The sequence below is a fragment of the Arenimonas sp. genome, assembly GCF_041913985.1.
GTDB lineage: Bacteria > Pseudomonadota > Gammaproteobacteria > Xanthomonadales > Xanthomonadaceae > Arenimonas.
The window spans coordinates 1-18,356 of record NZ_JAYSEG010000045.1 but is presented as its reverse complement, the minus strand read 5'-3'; the positions used below and the strand labels follow the sequence as shown (position 1 = coordinate 18,356).

Below are 18,356 nucleotides of genomic sequence, written 5' to 3'. Positions count from 1 at the left end.
AACGTCCTTGTTTTCGAAACCCCGGCCTGGGCACTTGCTTGCGACGTCCCCTTCGGGAGGCGTTGGCCGGAGTGTCGATCCCAAAGGCTCGCGAGCCGAGAATTTTTCAGCCCTCGGGGTCCCGACGCCATGCCCAAGGGGCACGCGGCAGCCCGCCTGAACCCGATCAGCCGGCCAGGAGAATCTGGAGGGTCGTCGTGCGCGAGGGCGCGGCGGCCCATCGCCGGGAACGATCCCGGCGAGTCGAACTAAAGTTCGCCGAGGCCCTCGGCCTTGCCGCCGGGGCCCACCTGCAGCAGGCGCAGGGTGTTGGTGGCGCCGTGCAGTTCCATGTGGTCGCCGCTGGTGATGATGACGCGGTCGCCCTCGGCCAGCAGGCCCAGGTCGAACAGGTGGCGGATGGCGCCGCGGGCGGCTTCGCGGGTGGCCTGGCCGGCGCTGTCGTAGTTCACCGGGAACACGTCGCGCACCAGGGCCATGCGCCGGCGCGCGCCGTCGTGGCGGGACAGGCCGTAGATCGGCACCGCCGAGCGGAAGCGCGACAGGTAGCGCGCCGTGCCGCCCGATTCGGTGAGCGCGATGATGGCGCGCACCTGGATGTGTTCGGTCAGGAACATGCTGGCCATGGCGATGGCCTGGTCGGCGCGCTCGAGGTTGCGCGGCGCCTTCTCGAAGTCGGTGTCGTGGTCGAACTGGCGCTCGGCGCCCAGGCAGATGCGCACCATCGCTTCCACCGCCTTCACCGGGTAGTTGCCCGAGGCCGTTTCGGCCGAGAGCATCACCGCGTCGGTGCCGTCGATGACCGAGTTGGCCACGTCCAGCACTTCCGCGCGTGTCGGGATGGGGTTGTCCACCATCGACTGCAGCATCTGCGTGGCCGTGATGACCGTGCGGTTGAGCTCGAGCGCGGTGCGGATGATCTTCTTCTGCAGGCCCGGCAGCTCGGCGTCGCCGATTTCCACGCCCAGGTCGCCGCGCGCCACCATCACCACGTCCGAGGCCTGGGTGATCTCCACCAGGTTCTCGATGGCCTCGGCGCGCTCGATCTTCGCCACCATGAAGGCGTCGGAGCCGGCGGCACGGGCCAGCGCGCGGGCTTCCTCCATGTCGGCCGCCGAGCGGCAGAACGACACCGCGATGAAATCCACGCCCAGGCCGGCGGCGATGCGGATGTGCTCCTTGTCCTGGTCGGTGAGCGCGCCCAGCGACAGGCCGCCACCGAGGCGGTTGAGGCCCTTGCGGTTCGACAGCACGCCGTCGGTGAGCACGCGGGTGCGGATGTTCGCGCCTTCGATGGCCAGCACTTCCACCGCCATCAGGCCGTCGTCGAGCAGCAGGGTGTCGCCGGCGTGCACGTCGTTGACCAGGCCCAGGTAGCTCACGCCCACCTGGCGCGCGTCGCCGTCGGGAGCGTCGGCGCGGCAGACCAGGGTGAATTCCTGTCCGGCGCTGAGCACCACCTTGCCCTCCTCGAACTTCTCGATGCGGATCTTCGGGCCCTGCAGGTCGGCCAGGATGCCCACCTCGCGGCCCAGCTTCGCCGCCGCCGCGCGCACCGCGGCCACGCGCGCGGCGTGGTGCTCGGGGCTGCCGTGGGAGAAGTTCAGGCGCACCACGTTGACGCCGGCGCGCACCAGCTCTTCGAGCACGCCCGGGGCGTCGGTGGCGGGGCCGAGGGTGGCGAGGATCTTGGTGCGGCGCTGGGACTGGGTCATGGCGGAGTGCGGTGTTGGAATGCGGCTACGCTAGCACGCGGCCATGGCGCTGCCGATGCGCCGCGATGACCTTTCAGCGCCCGAACAGCCCCGCAAGCTCGCCGGGCGCCGCGGCCAGGCGGGTGGCGCCGGCTTCGCGCAGCTCGGCTTCGCCGCCGAAGCCCCAGAGCACGCCCACCGAGGGCATGCCGTGGTGGCGGGCGCCATGGATGTCCATGTGCCGGTCGCCGATCATCCAGCAGCCGTCCGGGCCCAGGCCCAGGCGCGCCAGCGCCTCGCCGATCAGCTCGGGCTTGTGGCTGAGGCGGCCGCAGGGCGTGGCGCCCACCACGTCCTCGAAATGGTGGCCGAACGGCAGGTGGCCGATGATGCGGCGCGCGTGCGGCTCGTTCTTCGCCGTGACCACCGCCAGGCGGTGCCCGGCCGCGGCCAGGCCCGCCACCACCTCGCCGATGCCGGCGTACACCTCGTGCTCCAGCCAGCCGTGGGTTTCGAAGCGTTCGCGGTAGAACTCCACCGCGCGCTCGGTGCGGCCGGCGTCGCCGAGCAGCGGGCCGAAGCTGTCGCGCAGCGGCGGGCCGATCCAGCGGCGCAGTTCGTGCTCGGCCGGCACCGGTTCGCCCAGGCGCTCGAAGGCGTGGGCGACGCAGCGGGTGATGCCGACGGCGGAGTCGATCAGGGTGCCGTCGAGGTCGAAGAACAGCGTCGCCACGTCAGGCCGCGCGCGCCTTCAGGGCGGCCACCGCCGGCAGCTCCTTGCCCTCGCAGAACTCCAAGAAGGCGCCGCCGCCGGTGCTGATGTAGCTGATGCCGGCCTCGACGCCGTACTTGTCCACCGCCGCCAGCGTGTCGCCGCCGCCGGCGATCGAGAAGGCGCTGGACGCCGCGATGGCGCGCGCCAGGGTCTCGGTGCCCTTGCCGAAGGCGTCGAACTCGAACACGCCCACCGGGCCGTTCCAGATGACGCTGCCGGCCCTGGCGATCATCGCGGCGTAGCGCGCGGCGGTTTCGGGGCCGATGTCGAGGATCATGTCGTCGGCGCCCACCTCGGACACCTTCTTCACCGTGGCCGGCGCGTCGGCGGCGAAGGCCGGGGCCACCACCACGTCGGTGGGCACCGGGATCTCGGCGCCGCGGGCCTTGGCGTCGGCCATGATCTGGCGCGCGGTGTCGAGCAGGTCGTTTTCGCACAGCGACTTGCCCACCGGATGGCCCATCGCGGCGATGAAGGTGTTGGCGATGCCGCCGCCGACGATCAGCTGGTCCACCTTCGACACCAGGTTCGAAAGCAGCTCGAGCTTGGTGCTCACCTTGCTGCCGGCCACGATGGCCACCAGCGGGCGCGCCGGCGCGTGCAGGGCCTTGGCCAGCGCGTCGAGCTCGGCCATCAGCAGCGGGCCGCCGCAGGCCACCCTGGCGAAGCGGATGGCGCCGTGGGTGGAGGCCTGGGCGCGGTGCGCGGTGCCGAAGGCGTCCATCACGAACACGTCGCAGAGCGCGGCGTACTTGCGGGCCAGGGCCTCGTCGTCCTTGCCCTCGCCCACGTTCATGCGGCAGTTCTCCAGCAGCACCAGCTGGCCCGGCTGCACCTGCACGCCGTCCACCCAGTCCTTCACCAGCGGCACCTCGCGGCCCAGCAGCTCGGAAAGGCGCGCGGCCACCGGCGCCAGCGAATCCTCGGCGGTCCAGGTGCCTTCCTTCGGGCGGCCCAGGTGCGAGGTGACCATGACGGCGGCGCCCTTCTCCAGCGCCAGCTTCATCGTCGGCAGGGCCGCGGTGATGCGCTGCTCGGAGGTGATGTGGCCGTCCTTGACCGGCACGTTCAGGTCTTCGCGGATCAGCACGCGCTTGCCGGCCAGGTCGAGGTCGGCCATGCGGAGGATGGACATGGGGGCAGCTCCGGAGCGGGAAAGCCGCCATTTTCCCCCGCACGGGCCGGCGGCGGCAAACCCCGCGGCCGCATGGGAGAATGCGGGCATGTCCACGCCCCCGCTGCCGACGCTCGAAAGCCCGCGCCTGCGCCTGCGCCCCTACCGCCAGGACGACGCCCGGGCCATCTACGCCCTCTACAGCGACCCGGTGGTGACGCGCTACTGGAGCTTCCCGGCCTGGACCCGGCGCGAGCAGGCCGCCGACTACCTGGCCGCGCGCATGGCCCTGGAAACCCCCGCGGTCTACGCCTGGGCCCTGGCCGAGCGCGAGGGCGACCGGCTGATCGGCACCACCACGCTGTTTTCGCTCAGCGGCCCGCACAAGCGCGCCGAGATCGGCTATTCGCTGCTGCCCGCCCGCCAGGGCCAGGGCCTGGCCACCGAGGCGCTGCGCACCGTGCTCGGCCATGCCTTCGGGCCGCTGGGCCTGGAACGCATCGAGGCCGACGTGGACCCGCGCAACGAGCCGTCCTGGCGCCTGCTGGAAAAACTCGGCTTCCGCCGCGAGGGCCTGCTGCGCAACCGCTGGCGGGTGGACGGCGAGGTCTGCGACTCCTTCCTCTACGGCCTGCTGCGCGAGGATTACGCCGCATGAGCACGCGCACCGCGCTCGACGAAGCCCTGGCGGCGCTGCGCCGCGGCGAGGCCATCGGCCTGCCCACCGAAACCGTGTACGGCCTGGCCGCCGATGCGTCGGACGCCGCGGCGGTGCGCCGCATCTTCGCGCTCAAGGGCCGGCCCGCCGACCACCCGCTGATCGTGCACGTGGCCGGCGCCGAGGCGCTGGATGCCTGGGCGCGCGACATCCCGCCCGCGGCGCGCACGCTGGCTTCGGCCTGCTGGCCCGGCCCGCTCACGCTCATCCTGCGCAAGCAGCCACGGGTGCCCGACGAAGTGACCGGTGGCCAGCCCACCGTGGGCCTGCGCTGCCCCGACCACCCGCTGGCGCTGGAACTGCTGCGCGCCTTCGGCGGCGGCCTGGCGGCACCGTCGGCAAACCGCTTCGGCCACGTCAGCCCCACCAGCGCCGCGCACGTGCGCGCCGAGTTCGGCGAGGCGGTGCCGGTGGTGCTCGACGGCGGCGAGTGCGCGGTGGGCATCGAAAGCACGATCCTGGATTTGTCCGGCGAAACGCCGCGCATCCTGCGCCCGGGCATGCTGCCGCGCGAACGCATCGAAGCGCTGATCGGCCCCGTGCAGATGGGCGTGGCCGGCGACAGCCCGCGCGCCTCGGGCACGCTGGATGCGCACTACGCGCCGCGCACGCGGCTGCTGCTGCTGCCGCGCGCCGCGCTGGTGGCCGAGGTCGCCGAACAGCAGGCGCTGGGCAAGCGCGTGCAGGCCCTGGCGCTGGGCGAGTTGCCCCAGGGCGTGGACGGACTGGCGCTGCCCGCCTCTCCCACCGGCTATGCGCACGACCTGTACGCCGCGCTGCGCGCGCTGGACGGCCGCGGCGCCAACCTGCTGGTGGCCGAGCGTCCGCCGGAGCACGGGGACTGGGTGGCCATCCACGACCGGCTGCGGAGGTCCGCGGCGGGAGCGGGGTTGGACGCGGAAGCGACCTGAAACGAAAAAGCCCCGGCATTGCCGGGGCTTTTTGTCGCGGCTGAAGCCGCTCCTACGGGAAGCTCGCTTTACTTGGCGGCCATGAGCGCCAGGGTGGTGTCGAGCATGCGGTTCGAGAAGCCCCACTCGTTGTCGTACCAAGAGCAAACCTTCACCAGCGTGCCGCCCATCACCTGGGTCAGGGTGCTGTCGTAGACCGAGCTGTGCGGGTCGTGGTTGAAGTCGATCGACACCAGCGGCTTGGTGTTGAAGCCCAGGATGCCCTTGAGCGCGCCTTCCGAGGCAGCCTTCACCACGGCGTCGATTTCTTCCTTGGTGGTCTCGCGGGCGGCCACGAACGACAGGTCGACGACCGAGACGTTGATGGTGGGCACGCGCATCGAGAAGCCGGTGAGCTTGCCGTTGAGCTCCGGCAGCACCAGGCCCACGGCGGCGGCGGCGCCGGTCTTGGTCGGGATCTGCGACTGGGTGGCCGAACGGGCGCGGCGCAGGTCCTTGTGGAAGACGTCGGTGAGCACCTGGTCGTTGGTGTAGGCGTGGATGGTGGTCATCAGGCCGTGCACGATGCCGATCTTCTCGTGCAGCACCTTGGCCAGCGGCGCCAGGCAGTTGGTGGTGCAGGAGGCGTTCGAGATGACGGTGTCGGAGGCGCGCAGCACGCCCTCGTTCACGCCGAACACAACGGTGTTGTCCACGTCCTTCTCGCCCGGGGCCGAGATGATGACCTTCTTGGCGCCGGCGGCGATGTGCGCCGAGGCCTTGGCCTTCGAGGTGAACAGGCCGGTGCACTCGAGCACCACGTCCACGCCCAGCGCGCCCCAGGGCAGCTTGGACGGGTCGCGCTCGGCGCAGACCTTGATGCGGTCGCCGTTGACGATCAGGTCGCCGTTGTCCACCGACACGGTGCCCGGGAACTTGCCGTGGGCGGTGTCGTACTGGGTGAGGTGGGCGTTGGTCTCGGCGTCGCCCAGGTCGTTGATGGCAACCACCTGGATCTCGTGGGTACGGTTGGACTCGTACAGGGCGCGGAGGATGTTGCGACCGATGCGGCCGTAGCCGTTGATGGCGACCTTGATGGACATGACTGCTCCTGGAGACCGGCCCTGGCCGGATTGCGGGTGGGTGTAAACCCGGCATTTTAGCAACCCCGGCGCCCCGGTCCCAGCCGGCGGCCGATTTGACCATTCTCAAGGCCGGGCCCGCGGGCCGGGGGGAGACTATTTCCAGTTTCCCGACCCTGACAACGGAGTTCCAACATGCGCACCACCCTGCTTGCCCCGCTCGCCGCCGCCGCGGCCCTCGCCTTCGCCACCCCCGCCCTGGCCCAGGAGGCCGGTGACTGGACCTTCTCGGTCGGCGCCCACGTGGTGGCCCCGAAGTCCGGCAACGGCAGCCTCGCCGGCGGCGCCCTGGACGCCGACGTGGGCAACGACTGGAAGCCGACGGTCACCGCCGAGTACTTCTTCAGCCCCAACCTGGGCCTGGAGATCCTGGCCGCGCTGCCGTTCAAGCACGACATCGAGCTCAACGGCGTCAAGGCGGGTTCCACCAAGCACCTGCCGCCGACCGTGACCCTGCAGTACCACTTCCGCAACGACTCCAAGGTGACGCCGTTCGTCGGCGCGGGCGTGAACTACACCCGCTTCTTCTCCACCGACACCACCGGCCCGATCGACGGCACCGACCTCGACCTGTCGAGCTCCTGGGGCCTGGCGGCCCACGCCGGCCTCGACTTCGCGATCGCCGACAACAAGTGGATCCGCGTCGACGCCCGCTGGATGGACATCGACACCGACGTGAAGGTGAACGGCGCCGACGTCGGCACCGTCAACATCGACCCGATGGTGTACGGCGCGGCCTTCGTCTGGTCGTTCTGAGCCTCGTGATGGCGAAGTTCATGGCCGCTGGCGTAAAGTCCGCGGCCATGAACCGCACCCTGCTTGTTTCAGCGCTGGCGCTCGCGCTGGCCACCCCCGCCGCCCACGCCTGGAGCCGCCAGGGCCACCAGCTGGTGGGCGAACTGGCCGAACGCCAGCTCACGCCCGAAGCCCGTGCCGAAGCGCGCGCCCTGCTCGAGGGCGAAGCCGTGCCGACCCTGGCCGGCGTGGCCACCTGGGCCGACGAGATCCGCGCCGACGAGAACGAACTCGGCAAGCTCAGCAAGCGCTGGCACTTCGTCAACATCCCCGGCGAGGGCTGCGACTACGTCCCGGCGCGCGACTGCCCCGACGGCAACTGCATCATCGGCGCCATCAACGCCCAGGCCGCCGTGCTCGCCGACCGCAGCCAGCCGCGCCAGAAACGCCTGGAGGCGCTGAAGTTCGTCGTGCACTTCGTCGGCGACGCGCACCAGCCCATGCACGCCGGCTACCCGCACGACCGCGGCGGCAACGACTACCAGCTCAACTACCGCGGCAAGGGCGCCCCCGGCGGGGAAGGCACCAACCTGCACGGCACCTGGGACTACTGGCTGCTGCAGAGCGCCGGCCTGGACAATGCCGCCTACGCCGAGCGCCTGATGGGCCTGCCGATGCCGGCCGACGCCGCCACCGGCGCCGAAAACCGCCCGCTGGCCTGGACCCTGGAGTCCTGCCGGCTGATCCACGCCGAATCGCTGTACCCGCGCGGCCACCGCATCACCGACGCCTACCTCGACCAGCACCGGCCGCTGGCCGAGGCGCGCGTCCAGCTCGCCGGCGCCCGGCTGGCGGCACTGCTCAACGAGGCACTGGCACCGGGCGGCTGACGCTGCCTGCACGGCGCCGGAAGCTATACTCCCAGGGGTACCCAACGGAGCCAGGCCATGCGCCATCCCCTCGTCCAGCCCTACTACCACGAAGAATCCGGCACCTGGAGCTACGTGGTCAGCGACCCGGAAACCCGGCGCGCCGCCATCGTCGACCCGGTGCTCGACTTCGACCCCAAGGCCGGCCGCACCAGCACGCCCACCGTGGAGAAGATGCTGGCCGACGTCCGCGCCGCCGGCCTGCAGGTGGACTGGATCCTCGAGACCCACGCCCACGCCGACCACCTCAGCTCCGGCCACTGGCTCAAGCAGCATTTCCCGCAGGCGCGGCTGTCGATCGGCCAGGGCATCCGCAAGGTGCAGAAGACCTTCCGGCCCATCTTCAACCTCGGCGACCACTTCCCGGTGGACGGTTCGCAGTTCGACCACCTGTTCGCCGACGACGAGATCTTCGCCGTGGGCGACGTTTCCGCGCGCGTGATCCCGGTGCCGGGCCACACCAACGACAGCGTGGCCTACCTCGTCGGCGACGCCCTGTTCGTGGGCGATTCGCTGTTCATGCCCGACGGCGGCACCGCCCGCTGCGACTTCCCCGGCGGCGACGCGGCCACGCTCTACCACTCCATCCAGCGCCTTTACCTGCTGCCCGACGAGACCCGCGTCTTCGTCTGCCACGACTACGGCCCGGGCGGCCGCGAGCCGCGCTGCGAATCCAGCATCGGCGAGCAGAAGCACAAGAACATCCACGTGCGCGTCGGCGTGGACGAGGCCGCCTTCGTGAAGATGCGCACCGAGCGCGACGCCACCCTGTCCATGCCCACGCTGCTGCTGCCGGCGGTGCAGGTGAACATGCGCGCCGGCGAACTGCCCGAGCCGGAATCGAACGGCGTGCGCTACCTCAAGTTGCCGATCGACGCGCTATAAGGGCGGCTCGCCGCCGCCCGGCGAAGGCCGCTTGGCCAGCTTGCGCTGCAGCGTGCGGCGGTGCATGCCCAGGGCGCGCGCGGTGGCGGCCACGTTGCCGCCTTGCTCGGCCAGCACGCGCTGGATGTGTTCCCACTCGATGCGGTTCCAGGGGATGGGCCGCGGTGCTTCCGGCGCCGGGACGGGCGCCTCGGCTTCGGCCAGGCCGAGGGCGCGCAGCACCGCGGCGGCGTCGGCCGGCTTGGCCAGGTAGTCGTCGGCGCCCTGCTTGATCGCCTCCACGGCGGTGGCGATGCTGGCGTAGCCGGTGAGCAGCAGCACGCGCAGTCCCGGCACGCGTTCGCGCAGGCGGCGCATCAGGCGCAGGCCGTCGTCGCCGCCGCCCAGCATCAGGTCGAGCACGGCGTGGCTGGGGGGCGACTGTTCGCAGGCGGCCAGCGCTTCCTCCACGCCCCCCACGGCGCGCGCCGCGAATCCGCGCCGCTGCAGCGACCGCGCCAGCACGCGGCCGAAGCTGGCGTCGTCGTCCACCACCAGGATGTCCACGCGCGGGCTCATGCACCCTGCCCCAGCCGCGCCACCGAGAGCGTGGCCTCGACGCCGCCCGGCACCGGCGCCAGCGCGCCGCCAAACTGTTCGCAGACGCGCGTGGCCAGTGCGAAGCCCAGGCCCAGGCCGCCGGGCTTGTCCGAACGGAATTGCGCCGGCGCCCCGGCGAGTCCCGGGCCGTCGTCCAGGAAGGCCAGCGCCAGTTCGTCGCCGCGGCGCCGCGCGCGCAGGCCAACGCGTTCGCTGCCGGCCGAGCGCGAGGCGTCGGCGGCGTTGTCGAGCAGGTTCAGCACCAGGTAGTCGAAGCTGCGGTCGGCGACGACGGGCAGCGCCGCGGCGTCGGCGGCGACGTCGAGCCGGGCTTCGAAGCCGGGGCGCAGCAATTGCCAGCGCGCCAGCGCCTCGCCCAGGCGCGAGTCCAGGCGCGAGGGCGGCACCGCGCCGGGCTCGGCGCGCGCGTCCGACACCAGCTGGCCCACGGCGCCGCGGCAGGCGTCCACCTGCGCGGCCATCAGGGCCAGGTCCTCCTGCAGCGCGTCGCGGTCGAGGCCGGCGACGCCGTCGCGCAGGTCCGACAGCAGCACCGACAGCGTCGCCAGCGGCGTGTTCAACGCATGCGCCGCGCCTGCCGCCAGCGTGGCCACGGCCATCAGGCCCTCGTCGCGGGCGCCGCGCTCGCGCTCGGCCGCCAGCGCGGCGCGCTGCCGGGCCAGTTCCGCGGCGATGCGGGTGCCGAAGAAGGCCAGCACCGCGGCCGTGAGCAGGAAGTTGAGCCACATGCCCAGCAGATGCAGGTCGAATTCGCCGTGCACGTGCGGCAGCGGTTCGTGGCCCAGCCAGAGCAGGCTGTAGGCCAGCACCGCCAGCGTCGCCGTGGCCAGCACGCCGCGCGCCGGCAGCAGCGAAGTGGCCAGCGCGATCGGCACGATGAACAGCGACACGAACGGATTCGCCGGGCCACCGCTCCAGCACAGCTGCCAGGCCAGCACGGCGATGTCCACGGCCAGGTGGCCCAGCACCGCGGCGGCCGACGCGCCATCCGCGCGGCGCCGCGCCCACAGGTTGAAGGCAAGCAACGCGGCGACGCCGGCCGCCATCGGCGCCCAGGGCAGGTGCAGCGGCAGCAGCACGGGCACGCCGGCGATCGCCAGCGCCTGCCCGGCGATGGACAGCCAGCGCAGCCGCGCCAGCGTCGCCAGCGCGCCCGGGTGCGACATCTTGTCGCTCCCGGCCCGCGCCCCCGCTTCCCTAAGCTTCCGGCCCGACGCCACGCCCGCCTCCTTCCCTCGCTTCGCGGGCATTGTCGCGCAGCCGCGGGCGGGGCGTCGCCTTTCCCCACCTGCCGGAGCCACCCATGCTGTCTTTCGCCATCGCCGCCGCCCTCGCCGCCCAGGGTGCGGAGCTTCCGCCGCAACTGCCGCAGGTCGAAGTCATCGGCCAGCACATCGAGTCCAGCGGCGAAGAGGCGGTGACGGGCGACGACCTGCGCGCGCCCGCCGCCGGCGACCTCGCCGAACTGCTGCGCGACGTGAATGGCGTCTCCGCCGGCCGCATGGGCGGCCACGGCCTGGAGCCGGTGATCCGCGGCCAGTCGCAGGGCCAGCTCAATGTCCGCACCGACGGCGGCCTGGTGGTGGGCGCGTGCCCGAACCGCATGGACCCGCCCACCGCCTTCACCGTGGCTGCCGCCGTGGACCGCGTGACCGTGGTGAAAGGCGTGCAGAGCCTGGCCCATGGCACCGGCGGCACCGGCGGCACGATCCTTGTCGAGCGCGAACTGCCGTGGTCGGCGACGGCCGGCCTGTCGGGCCGCGCGGGCGCCGGCGCCGGCGACAACGGCCTGGACTGGCGCGCCGATTCGCAGCTGCTCTGGCGCGGCGAACGTGCCGCGCTGCGCCTCGATGCCAGCGCCGCCGAGTACGGCGACTACGTGGACGGCGACGGCGAAGCCGTGCGCAGCGGCTTCCGCCGCCGCTCGCTGCACGCCATGGCCGGCCAGGACTTCGGCGACGCCGGCGTGCTCGAGTTCGGCGTCGAACGCGCCGAGACGCTGGATGCGCGCTTCGCCGGGGCCGGCATGGACGCCCCGCTCGACCGCATGACCGGCGCCCGCGTGGCCTGGCGCCGCGAACTGGCCGGCGGCGAATTCGCGCTGCGCGCCTGGCGCAATGAAGTGGACCACGTGATGGACAACTTCAGCCTGCGCCCGCAGCCGGCGATGGCCATGCGCACGCCGGCGGAATCCGACACCCAGGGCGGCGATGTGCGCTTCGATACCACGGCGGATGCGTGGTCGCTCACCGCCGGCCTCGACCTCAGCGCGAACCGCCGCCAGGCCACGCGTTTCGCCGGCCCCAACCCGGCCATGCTGACCATGGTCAACGCCTTCCTGTGGCCCGACGCGCGCCTGGACCAGGCCGGCCTGTACGGCGAAGGCAGCCGCCCGCTCGGCGAGGGCACGCTCACCGCCGGCCTGCGCGTTGATCGCTTCCGCGCCGAGGCCCGCCGCGCCGGCGTGCGCCCCTCGGCGATGGCGATGGCGCCGTCCGCGCTCTACGCCATGTACTACGGCAGCACCGACGCACGCTGGGACGACACCGGCGTTTCCGGCCTGCTGCGTTTCGAACAGCCGCTGGCCGGGGGCGTCACCGCCTTCGCCGGCCTCAGCCGCACCGTGCGCGCCGCCGATGCCACCGAACGCTACCTGGCCGCACCGGCGGCGATGCCCTCGGGCCGCTGGATCGGCAACCCGGGCCTGGCGCTGGAAAAACATTCGCAGCTCGACCTGGGCCTGGCCTGGGAAGGCGAGCGCGCCACCGCCAGCGCCGTGGCCTTCGCGGACCGCGTGGGCGACTACGTCCTGCGCGACCGCGCCCGCGGCCAGGACGGCGTGCTGCTCGCCGACGGCGCCTCGGTGTACCGCAACGTGGACGCCACCCTGCATGGCCTCGAAATCGAAGCGCGCTGGCAGTGGACGGAGTCGCTGTCGCTCGAGGCCGAGGCGGCCTGGGTGCGCGGCCAGAACCGCAGCGACGACCGCCCGCTGGCGCAGATGCCGCCACTCAACGGCGCGCTCGCCCTGGCCTGGGACACCCGCACGGGCGAATGGACGGCGCGCCTGCGCGGCGCCGCCCGCCAGGACCGCGTGGACGACAGCGTGCTCACCGGCAGCGGCCTCGACGCCCGCCGCACGCCCGGCTTCGGCGTGCTCGACCTCGGCTGGAGCAAGGCCTTCGGCGCGCACCGCCTGCGCCTGGACCTGAAGAACGTGTTCGACCGCACCTACGCCGAACACCTCAACCGCGCCAACCTCGACCCGTTCAACCCGGACCCGGTGCAGGTGAACGAGCCCGGCCGCGGCGTGTTCCTGGCCTGGGAGTGGACGCCGGCAGGCTGAATGGTGGCCGGGCGGCCTCCGGGCCCTGCTTGCGCGGCGGCCCGGGCCGGCGTAAAGATAGTAACTACTTACTTTCTTTCGCCGCCCGCCATGGCCATGCCCAGCGCCAAGTACCTGCCCGCCGACGCCCGCCGCGCCGAAACCGTCGAAGCGGTGATTTCCCTGGCCGCGGAGCGCAACCCCGGCGACATCACCACCGCGGCCATCGCCAGCCGGCTGGGCCTGACCCAGGGCGCGCTGTTCCGGCACTTCCCGAACAAGGACGCCATCCTCGAGGCCGTCATGGCCTGGGTGTCGGACCGGCTGCTCTCGCGCGTCGAAGCCGCCATGGCCGGCGCCGCGAAGCCGCTGGCCGCGATGGAAGCGGCCTTCCTGGCCCACGCGGCCTTCGTCTCCGACCACCCCGGCGTGCCGCGCATGCTCTTCGGCGAGCTGCAGCGCAGCGAGGACACCGCGGCCAAGCGCCTGGTGCGCACCTTGCTCGGGCGTTACCGCGAACGCCTCGCGCAGCAGGTGGAACAGGGCAAGCGCGACGGCAGCATCGCCGCCGACGTGGACACCGGCGCCGCCGTGTCGGGCTTCATCGGCACCCTGCAGGGCCTGGTGATCCAGTCGCTGCTGTCCGGCGAACCGGCCCGCATCCGCGAGGGCGCGCCGGCTGCGTTCGCGCTCTACCGTCGTGGCATCGGGAGCCACGCATGAAACGCCCCGCCCTTCCCCGCTCGCTGCTGGTCGCCGCGGCCCTGGTCCCGCTGGTGCTGCTGCTGGGCTACGTGGCCCTGCGCGCCGGGCCGCTGGCGCCAGTGGAGGTCACCGTCGCCGAGGTGCGTTCGGCGGAGCTGACGCCGGCGCTGTTCGGCATCGGCACGGTCGAGGCGCGGCGGCGCCACCGCATCGGGCCCACGCTGGCCGGGCGCCTGGCCAGCGTCGAGGTGGATGTCGGCGATGCGGTCACGCGCGGCCAGGTGCTCGCGCGCCTGGACCCGGTGGACCTGGACGACCGCCTGCGTGCCGCCGCCAGCGCACTCGACCGCCTGGCCGCGGAACGCCGCCAGGCCGAATCGCGCGCCCGCACCGCCCGCTCGCAGGCGCAGCGTTTCGAAGCCCTGCGCGAGCGCCAGCTGGTGGCCGAAGACGCCGCCCAGGCCCGGCGCGAGGAGGCCACCGCCGCCGACGCCGCGCTGGCCGCCACCACGGCCGAAACCGCACGCCTGCAGGCCGAACTTGATGCCCTGCGCAGCCAGCGCGACAACCTGGCCCTGGTGTCGCCGATCGACGGCCTGGTGATCAGCCGCCTCGCCGACCCCGGCACGACGGTGGTCGCCGGCCAGGCCGCGCTTGAAATCATGGCCGCCGACGGTGCCTGGGTGCACGCGCGCTTCGACCAGGCCACGGCCCGGGGCCTGGCACGCGGGCTGCCGGCCGAAATCACGCTTCGTTCGGCGCCCGGCACCCGCCTGCCGGCACGCGTCGCGCGCGTGGAGCCGGTGGCCGACGCCGTCACCGAGGAACTGCTGGCCAAGTTCGCCTTCGAACCCGCGCTGGCCTCGCCGCCGCCGATCGGCGAACTGGCCGAAGTCACCGTGCGACTGGCCACGCTGCCCGCCGCGCCGGTGATCGACAACGCCAGCGTGTTCCATGTGGCCGGCGACACCGGTGCCTGGCGGATCGTCGACGGCGAACTGGCGTGGACGCCGCTCAGGCTGGGCCGCGCCGACCTCGACGGCAACCTGCAGGTGCTGGAAGGCCTGTCGCCCGGCGACACCGTGGTACGGCACGCCGGCGGACCGCTGCGCGCGGGCGCTGCGGTGGAGGTCGTGGAACACCTCGCGGGCCGCCAGCCGTGATCAGCCTCGCCGGCCGCGACATCCTGCACGCCTGGGGAAAGTTCGTGTTCACCGGCGTCGGGCTCGGCCTGCTGATCGGCGTCACGCTCACCATGGCTGGCGTCTACCGCGGCATGGTGGACGACGCGCGCGTGCTGCTCGACAACAGCGGCGCCGACCTGTGGGTGGTGCAGGAAGAGACGCTGGGCCCCTACGCCGAACCCTCGAGCGTGCCCGACGACGCCTGGCGCAGCCTGCGCGCCCTGCCCGGCGTCGCCGAGGCCGCCAACATCACCTACCTGACCATGCAGGTCGACCACGCCGGGCGCGACTTCCGCGCGATGGTCACCGGCATCGCCGACGGCGGTCCCGGCACGCCGGGCTGGCCGCCGCGCCTGGTGGCGGGGCGGCACCTGACGCGCGGCCATTACGAAGTCGTGGCCGACGAAGCCTCGGGCCTGGCGCTGGGCGACGAGGTGCGCATCCGCCGCAACCACTACCGCGTGGTCGGCCTGACCCGGCGCATGGTGTCCTCGAACGGCGACCCGATGCTGTTCATCCCTTTCCGCGACGCGCAGCAGGCGCAGTTCCAGAAGGACAACGATGCGCTGCTGGCCCAGCGCAGGCGGACCGCGCAGAACCCCGCCTTCGACCGCCCCGGCGTGCCAGGCCTGCGCGAGGCGGTGGACGCGCTGCAGTCGGGCAACCACCAGGCCAACGCGGTGCTGGTGCGCGTGGCGCCCGGCACCGACCCGGCGGAGCTGGCCGCGCGCATCCGCCGCTGGACCCACCTGGGCGTGCACGACCGCGCGCAGATGGACGCCATCCTCATCGGCAAGCTCATCGCCACCGCCGCGCGCCAGATCGGCATGTTCCTGGTGATCCTGGCGGTGGTGAGCGCGGCCGTGGTGGCCTTCATCATCTACACGCTGACGATGGGCAAGGTGCGCGAGATCGCGGTGCTCAAGCTCATCGGCACCCGCGACCGCACCATCGCCGGCATGATCCTGCAGCAGGCCATCGCGCTCGGCCTGATCGGCTTCGCGGTGGGCAAGATCGTCGCCACTTTCTGGGGACCGCATTTCCCGAAGTACGTGCTGCTGCTGCCGCAGGACGCGGTGACCGGCCTGCTGGCCGTGGTGGTGATCTGCACGCTGTCGAGCCTGGTGGCGATCCGCGCCGCCCTGCGCGTGGACCCCGCGGAGGCCATCGGTGGCTGAATCCCTGCCCGGCGGCATCGTGATCGAAGGCCTGCGCAAGCGCTACGGCCAGGGCGACACCGCCGTGGACGCACTCAAGGGCGTGGACATGCGCGTGGCGCCGGGCGAGGTGGTCGGGCTGGTGGGGCCCTCGGGCTCGGGCAAGACCACGCTGCTCAAGTGCCTGGGCGCGGTGATCGAACCCACGGCGGGCCGCATGACCATCGGCGACCGGCTCATCTACGACGACCACTGGAAGATCCGCAACCTGCGCGCCCTGCGCCGCGACCTGATCGGCTTCGTGTTCCAGGCGCCTTACCTGATCCCCTTCCTCGACGTCACCGACAACGTGGCGCTGCTGCCGATGCTGGCCGGGGTGCCGAACGCGGAGGCGCGCCGGCGGGCGCTGGGATTGCTGGACGCGCTGCAGGTGTCGCACCGCGCGAAGGCCATGCCCTCGCAGCTCTCGGGCGGCGAACAGCAGCGCGTGGCGATCGCCCGCGGGCTGGTGAACCGCCCGCCGGTGATCCTGGCCGACGAACCCACCGCGCCGCTCGACAGCGAACGCGCGCTGGCGGTGGTGCGCATCCTCAACGAGATGGCGGCGCAGTTCCGCACGGCCATCATCGTGGTCACGCACGACGAGAAGATCATTCCCACCTTCCGCCGCATCTACCACATCCGCGACGGCGTGACCCACGAGGAAGCCGGCGAAGGGCGGCTGCCCCCGCCCGCCTGAGCGGCTCAGGCGTCGGCCGGCGGCGCCAGTTCGTCGAAGGCGCGCAGCGCTTCGGCGGCGTAGATCATCGACGGGCCGGCGCCCATGTAGATCGCCATGGAAATGGTCTCGAGCACTTCCTCGCGGGTGGCGCCGGCGCGGATGGCGGCCTTGGCGTGGAAGCCGATGCAGCCGTCGCAGCGGGTGGCGATGGCGATCGCGATGGCGATCAGCTCCTTGGTCTTGACGTCGAGCTGGCCAGGCACCAGGGCCTCGCGCGCCAGGCCGCTGAAGGCCTTCATGGTTCCCGGCGCGCCGGCGCGCAGCCGGGCGATGGCGGCATTGAGGTCGTCGATCAGTTCGGGATAGGACTGGCTCACGGGAACTCCTTTTCTCGGCGGGCGCTCAGGCACCCAGGTGTTGGCGGGTCCAGCGCACGATGCCGTTGGCATCCATGGCGCCGGACTGGCGCGCGATCTCGCGGCCCTGGCGCAGCAGCACCAGGGTGGGAATGGAGCGGATGCCGTGGCGCTGGCCGAGCGTGGGTTCGACCTGGGTGTCCACTTTCGCCAGGCGCACCTGCGGCTCGAGCATCGCCGCGGCGCGCTCGAAGTGCGGCGCCATCATCTGGCAGGGGCCGCACCAGGGCGCCCAGAAATCCACCAGCAGCGGCAGCTCGCTGCGGTCGGCGTGGGCGGTGAAATGGTCCACGCCCAGTGCCACCGGGTGGCCGGTGAACAGGGGCTTGTGGCAGTGGCCGCAGTTGGGCTGCGCGGCCAGCCGCGCCGACGGCACGCGGTTCATGCCGTGGCAGTGCGGGCAGGCCAGGACGAGGTTGTCGCTCATGGCGTGGTTTCCGTCGTGGCGGGCACTTCGGCCCAGATCAGGCCGCGCAGGTCGCCTTCACTGAAACCGGTGGCGCGGTCCTGCGGGTAGTGTTCGGCGATGCGTGCGGCGATTTCGGGCGCAATGTTGTCGCCGTGGCACATCAGGCAGGCCGCCTCGACGCGGATGCCGCGCGCCAGGCGCAGCTCGACGCCAGCGGGCACGTCCTCGCGGATCACCGCCATCTGCGCCTCGGGCGCGCCGCCGGTGTCCACGGCGGCCTGGAAGGACACGGCCAGCTCCTGCAGCCAGCCTTCGGCCACGTTGCCCGGGTTGCGGTTGCGGCCCGGCACGGCCACGCGGCCGAGGCGCACGCCGTGTTCGGCCATGACCTGTTCTGCGATGCGCGGCGCCTGGACGTGGCAGAAGTCCACCGCGGCCGGCGCGCCGTTGCGGGTCATCGCTTCGCGCAGCTCGGTGCGCAGGCGGTCGCCGAAGTCCTTGAGCGCCGCCTGGGCACGCGCCTGGGCGTCCGCGGCCTCGGGCCGTGTCGTTGCCGGGCCCGGCGCCGTTGCGCCGCCGCAGGCTACCAGCGCGCCGAGGGCGAGCACCGGGACGAAACGCAGCATCGTCTTCATGCGGTGGCTCCCTGCTTTTCGCCGCGGGCGCTGAGCAGCACGAAATACAGCAGCGGGATGACCACCAGCGTGAGCACGGTGGACACCAGGATGCCGAAGATCAGCGCGATGGCGAGGCCGTTGAAGATCGGGTCGTCGAGGATGAAGAAGGCGCCCGCCATGGCCGCCAGGCCGGTCAGCGCGATCGGCTGCGCGCGCACGGCGCAGGCCTCCACCACCGAATCGGCCAGCGCGTGGCCCTCGGCGATCGACTGGTTGATGAAGTCCACCAGCAGGATGGAGTTGCGCACGATGATGCCGGCCAGCGCGATCATGCCGATCA

20 protein-coding genes are annotated in these 18,356 nt (G+C 72.4%); 10 read left to right on the top strand and 10 right to left on the bottom strand.

Annotated features, from left to right (window positions below; genetic code table 11):
• Positions 1 to 248: 248 nt before the first annotated feature.
• The 3 genes from pyk to ACE3Q2_RS12565 all read right to left on the bottom strand — a co-directional run bounded on the left by pyk (position 249) and on the right by ACE3Q2_RS12565 (position 3,604).
• The gene (gene pyk, locus ACE3Q2_RS12575) at positions 249 to 1,715 is read right to left on the bottom strand and encodes a pyruvate kinase (protein WP_231696760.1); all 1,467 of its coding nucleotides are present in this window, start codon (positions 1,713 to 1,715) and stop codon (positions 249 to 251) included.
• Positions 1,716 to 1,788: 73 nt separating this feature from the next.
• The gene (locus ACE3Q2_RS12570; protein WP_231696761.1) at positions 1,789 to 2,427 is read right to left on the bottom strand and encodes an HAD hydrolase-like protein; all 639 of its coding nucleotides are present in this window, start codon (positions 2,425 to 2,427) and stop codon (positions 1,789 to 1,791) included.
• A 1-nt stretch (position 2,428) separates the two neighbouring features.
• Positions 2,429 to 3,604, bottom strand: a complete 1,176-nt coding sequence (locus ACE3Q2_RS12565) for a phosphoglycerate kinase (RefSeq protein ID WP_374474365.1) — start codon at positions 3,602 to 3,604, stop codon at positions 2,429 to 2,431.
• An 88-nt stretch (positions 3,605 to 3,692) separates the two neighbouring features.
• Between ACE3Q2_RS12565 and ACE3Q2_RS12560 the strand changes: the two genes are divergently transcribed.
• Both ACE3Q2_RS12560 and ACE3Q2_RS12555 read left to right on the top strand, forming a co-directional pair.
• On the top strand, positions 3,693 to 4,241 hold the full coding sequence (locus ACE3Q2_RS12560) for a GNAT family N-acetyltransferase (RefSeq protein WP_231696763.1): 549 nt from the start codon (positions 3,693 to 3,695) through the stop codon (positions 4,239 to 4,241).
• Positions 4,238 to 5,212, top strand: coding sequence for an L-threonylcarbamoyladenylate synthase (locus tag ACE3Q2_RS12555; protein ID WP_374474363.1), 975 nt, complete (start codon positions 4,238 to 4,240; stop codon positions 5,210 to 5,212). The genes ACE3Q2_RS12560 and ACE3Q2_RS12555 overlap by 4 nt, the downstream gene beginning before the upstream one ends.
• Before the next feature lie 68 nt (positions 5,213 to 5,280).
• Here ACE3Q2_RS12555 and gap read toward each other — a convergent pair whose 3' ends face one another.
• Positions 5,281 to 6,294, bottom strand: coding sequence for a type I glyceraldehyde-3-phosphate dehydrogenase (gene gap, locus ACE3Q2_RS12550; RefSeq protein ID WP_231696765.1), 1,014 nt, complete (start codon positions 6,292 to 6,294; stop codon positions 5,281 to 5,283).
• 174 nt (positions 6,295 to 6,468) lie between these two features.
• Here gap and ACE3Q2_RS12545 point away from each other — a divergent pair, with 174 nt between their 5' ends.
• Genes ACE3Q2_RS12545 through ACE3Q2_RS12535 form a run of 3 tightly spaced genes read left to right on the top strand, consistent with a single transcriptional unit; the run spans position 6,469 to position 8,882 of the window.
• Positions 6,469 to 7,089: an OmpW family outer membrane protein gene (locus tag ACE3Q2_RS12545; protein WP_231696766.1), complete on the top strand. Its 621-nt coding sequence runs from the start codon at positions 6,469 to 6,471 to the stop codon at positions 7,087 to 7,089.
• 47 nt (positions 7,090 to 7,136) lie between these two features.
• Entirely contained in the window at positions 7,137 to 7,958 is an 822-nt protein-coding gene (locus tag ACE3Q2_RS12540) for a S1/P1 nuclease (RefSeq protein WP_374474361.1), read from the top strand.
• 57 nt (positions 7,959 to 8,015) lie between these two features.
• Positions 8,016 to 8,882, top strand: coding sequence for an MBL fold metallo-hydrolase (locus ACE3Q2_RS12535; protein ID WP_231696768.1), 867 nt, complete (start codon positions 8,016 to 8,018; stop codon positions 8,880 to 8,882).
• Here ACE3Q2_RS12535 and ACE3Q2_RS12530 read toward each other — a convergent pair.
• Both ACE3Q2_RS12530 and ACE3Q2_RS12525 read right to left on the bottom strand, forming a co-directional pair.
• On the bottom strand, positions 8,877 to 9,440 hold the full coding sequence (locus ACE3Q2_RS12530) for a response regulator transcription factor (RefSeq protein WP_374474359.1): 564 nt from the start codon (positions 9,438 to 9,440) through the stop codon (positions 8,877 to 8,879). The genes ACE3Q2_RS12535 and ACE3Q2_RS12530 overlap by 6 nt on opposite strands.
• Positions 9,437 to 10,648, bottom strand: coding sequence for an ATP-binding protein (locus tag ACE3Q2_RS12525; RefSeq protein ID WP_374474357.1), 1,212 nt, complete (start codon positions 10,646 to 10,648; stop codon positions 9,437 to 9,439). Before ACE3Q2_RS12525 ends, ACE3Q2_RS12530 begins: the two co-directional genes overlap by 4 nt.
• 137 nt (positions 10,649 to 10,785) lie before the next feature.
• Between ACE3Q2_RS12525 and ACE3Q2_RS12520 the strand changes: the two genes are divergently transcribed.
• From ACE3Q2_RS12520 to ACE3Q2_RS12500, 5 genes are all read left to right on the top strand, one after another.
• Positions 10,786 to 12,828 carry a TonB-dependent receptor domain-containing protein gene (locus ACE3Q2_RS12520; protein WP_374474355.1) on the top strand — a complete coding sequence of 681 codons (2,043 nt, stop codon included), beginning with the start codon at positions 10,786 to 10,788 and terminating at the stop codon, positions 12,826 to 12,828.
• A 96-nt stretch (positions 12,829 to 12,924) separates the two neighbouring features.
• The gene (locus tag ACE3Q2_RS12515; protein ID WP_231696806.1) at positions 12,925 to 13,530 is read left to right on the top strand and encodes a TetR/AcrR family transcriptional regulator; all 606 of its coding nucleotides are present in this window, start codon (positions 12,925 to 12,927) and stop codon (positions 13,528 to 13,530) included.
• The gene (locus tag ACE3Q2_RS12510; RefSeq protein WP_231696772.1) at positions 13,527 to 14,675 is read left to right on the top strand and encodes an efflux RND transporter periplasmic adaptor subunit; all 1,149 of its coding nucleotides are present in this window, start codon (positions 13,527 to 13,529) and stop codon (positions 14,673 to 14,675) included. The genes ACE3Q2_RS12515 and ACE3Q2_RS12510 overlap by 4 nt, the downstream gene beginning before the upstream one ends.
• Positions 14,672 to 15,874 carry an ABC transporter permease gene (locus ACE3Q2_RS12505; protein ID WP_231696773.1) on the top strand — a complete coding sequence of 401 codons (1,203 nt, stop codon included), beginning with the start codon at positions 14,672 to 14,674 and terminating at the stop codon, positions 15,872 to 15,874. The genes ACE3Q2_RS12510 and ACE3Q2_RS12505 overlap by 4 nt, the downstream gene beginning before the upstream one ends.
• Positions 15,867 to 16,592 carry an ABC transporter ATP-binding protein gene (locus ACE3Q2_RS12500; RefSeq protein WP_374474354.1) on the top strand — a complete coding sequence of 242 codons (726 nt, stop codon included), beginning with the start codon at positions 15,867 to 15,869 and terminating at the stop codon, positions 16,590 to 16,592. The genes ACE3Q2_RS12505 and ACE3Q2_RS12500 overlap by 8 nt, the downstream gene beginning before the upstream one ends.
• A gap of 5 nt (positions 16,593 to 16,597) precedes the next feature.
• Here the strand turns inward: ACE3Q2_RS12500 and ACE3Q2_RS12495 are convergent, their stop codons facing one another.
• From ACE3Q2_RS12495 to ACE3Q2_RS12480, 4 genes are all read right to left on the bottom strand, one after another.
• Positions 16,598 to 16,951, bottom strand: a complete 354-nt coding sequence (locus ACE3Q2_RS12495; RefSeq protein ID WP_231696774.1) for a carboxymuconolactone decarboxylase family protein — start codon at positions 16,949 to 16,951, stop codon at positions 16,598 to 16,600.
• Between the two features lie 25 nt (positions 16,952 to 16,976).
• A complete protein-coding gene (trxC, locus tag ACE3Q2_RS12490; protein ID WP_231696775.1) occupies positions 16,977 to 17,417 on the bottom strand; it encodes a thioredoxin TrxC in 441 nt (146 codons plus the stop codon).
• Positions 17,414 to 18,034 (bottom strand): DUF3365 domain-containing protein, encoded by a 621-nt coding sequence (locus ACE3Q2_RS12485; RefSeq protein WP_374474351.1) that lies wholly within the window; start codon positions 18,032 to 18,034, stop codon positions 17,414 to 17,416. Before ACE3Q2_RS12485 ends, trxC begins: the two co-directional genes overlap by 4 nt.
• A partial coding sequence (locus tag ACE3Q2_RS12480; RefSeq protein WP_374474349.1) for an efflux RND transporter permease subunit occupies positions 18,031 to 18,356 on the bottom strand: 326 nt, incomplete at its 5' end. The genes ACE3Q2_RS12480 and ACE3Q2_RS12485, both read right to left, overlap by 4 nt.

What these genes read in the sequence shown, in the direction of transcription:
- pyk (WP_231696760.1), bottom strand. Translation starts at nt 1,715, where the DNA reads ATGACCCAGTCCCAGCGCCGCACCAAGATCCTCGCCACCCTCGGCCCC.
- ACE3Q2_RS12565 (WP_374474365.1), bottom strand. Translation starts at nt 3,604, where the DNA reads ATGTCCATCCTCCGCATGGCCGACCTCGACCTGGCCGGCAAGCGCGTG.
- ACE3Q2_RS12560 (WP_231696763.1), top strand. Translation starts at nt 3,693, where the DNA reads ATGTCCACGCCCCCGCTGCCGACGCTCGAAAGCCCGCGCCTGCGCCTG.
- ACE3Q2_RS12555 (WP_374474363.1), top strand. Translation starts at nt 4,238, where the DNA reads ATGAGCACGCGCACCGCGCTCGACGAAGCCCTGGCGGCGCTGCGCCGC.
- gap (WP_231696765.1), bottom strand. Translation starts at nt 6,294, where the DNA reads ATGTCCATCAAGGTCGCCATCAACGGCTACGGCCGCATCGGTCGCAAC.
- ACE3Q2_RS12545 (WP_231696766.1), top strand. Translation starts at nt 6,469, where the DNA reads ATGCGCACCACCCTGCTTGCCCCGCTCGCCGCCGCCGCGGCCCTCGCC.
- ACE3Q2_RS12540 (WP_374474361.1), top strand. Translation starts at nt 7,137, where the DNA reads ATGAACCGCACCCTGCTTGTTTCAGCGCTGGCGCTCGCGCTGGCCACC.
- ACE3Q2_RS12535 (WP_231696768.1), top strand. Translation starts at nt 8,016, where the DNA reads ATGCGCCATCCCCTCGTCCAGCCCTACTACCACGAAGAATCCGGCACC.
- ACE3Q2_RS12530 (WP_374474359.1), bottom strand. Translation starts at nt 9,440, where the DNA reads ATGAGCCCGCGCGTGGACATCCTGGTGGTGGACGACGACGCCAGCTTC.
- ACE3Q2_RS12525 (WP_374474357.1), bottom strand. Translation starts at nt 10,648, where the DNA reads ATGTCGCACCCGGGCGCGCTGGCGACGCTGGCGCGGCTGCGCTGGCTG.
- ACE3Q2_RS12520 (WP_374474355.1), top strand. Translation starts at nt 10,786, where the DNA reads ATGCTGTCTTTCGCCATCGCCGCCGCCCTCGCCGCCCAGGGTGCGGAG.
- ACE3Q2_RS12515 (WP_231696806.1), top strand. Translation starts at nt 12,925, where the DNA reads ATGCCCAGCGCCAAGTACCTGCCCGCCGACGCCCGCCGCGCCGAAACC.
- ACE3Q2_RS12510 (WP_231696772.1), top strand. Translation starts at nt 13,527, where the DNA reads ATGAAACGCCCCGCCCTTCCCCGCTCGCTGCTGGTCGCCGCGGCCCTG.
- trxC (WP_231696775.1), bottom strand. Translation starts at nt 17,417, where the DNA reads ATGAGCGACAACCTCGTCCTGGCCTGCCCGCACTGCCACGGCATGAAC.
- ACE3Q2_RS12485 (WP_374474351.1), bottom strand. Translation starts at nt 18,034, where the DNA reads ATGAAGACGATGCTGCGTTTCGTCCCGGTGCTCGCCCTCGGCGCGCTG.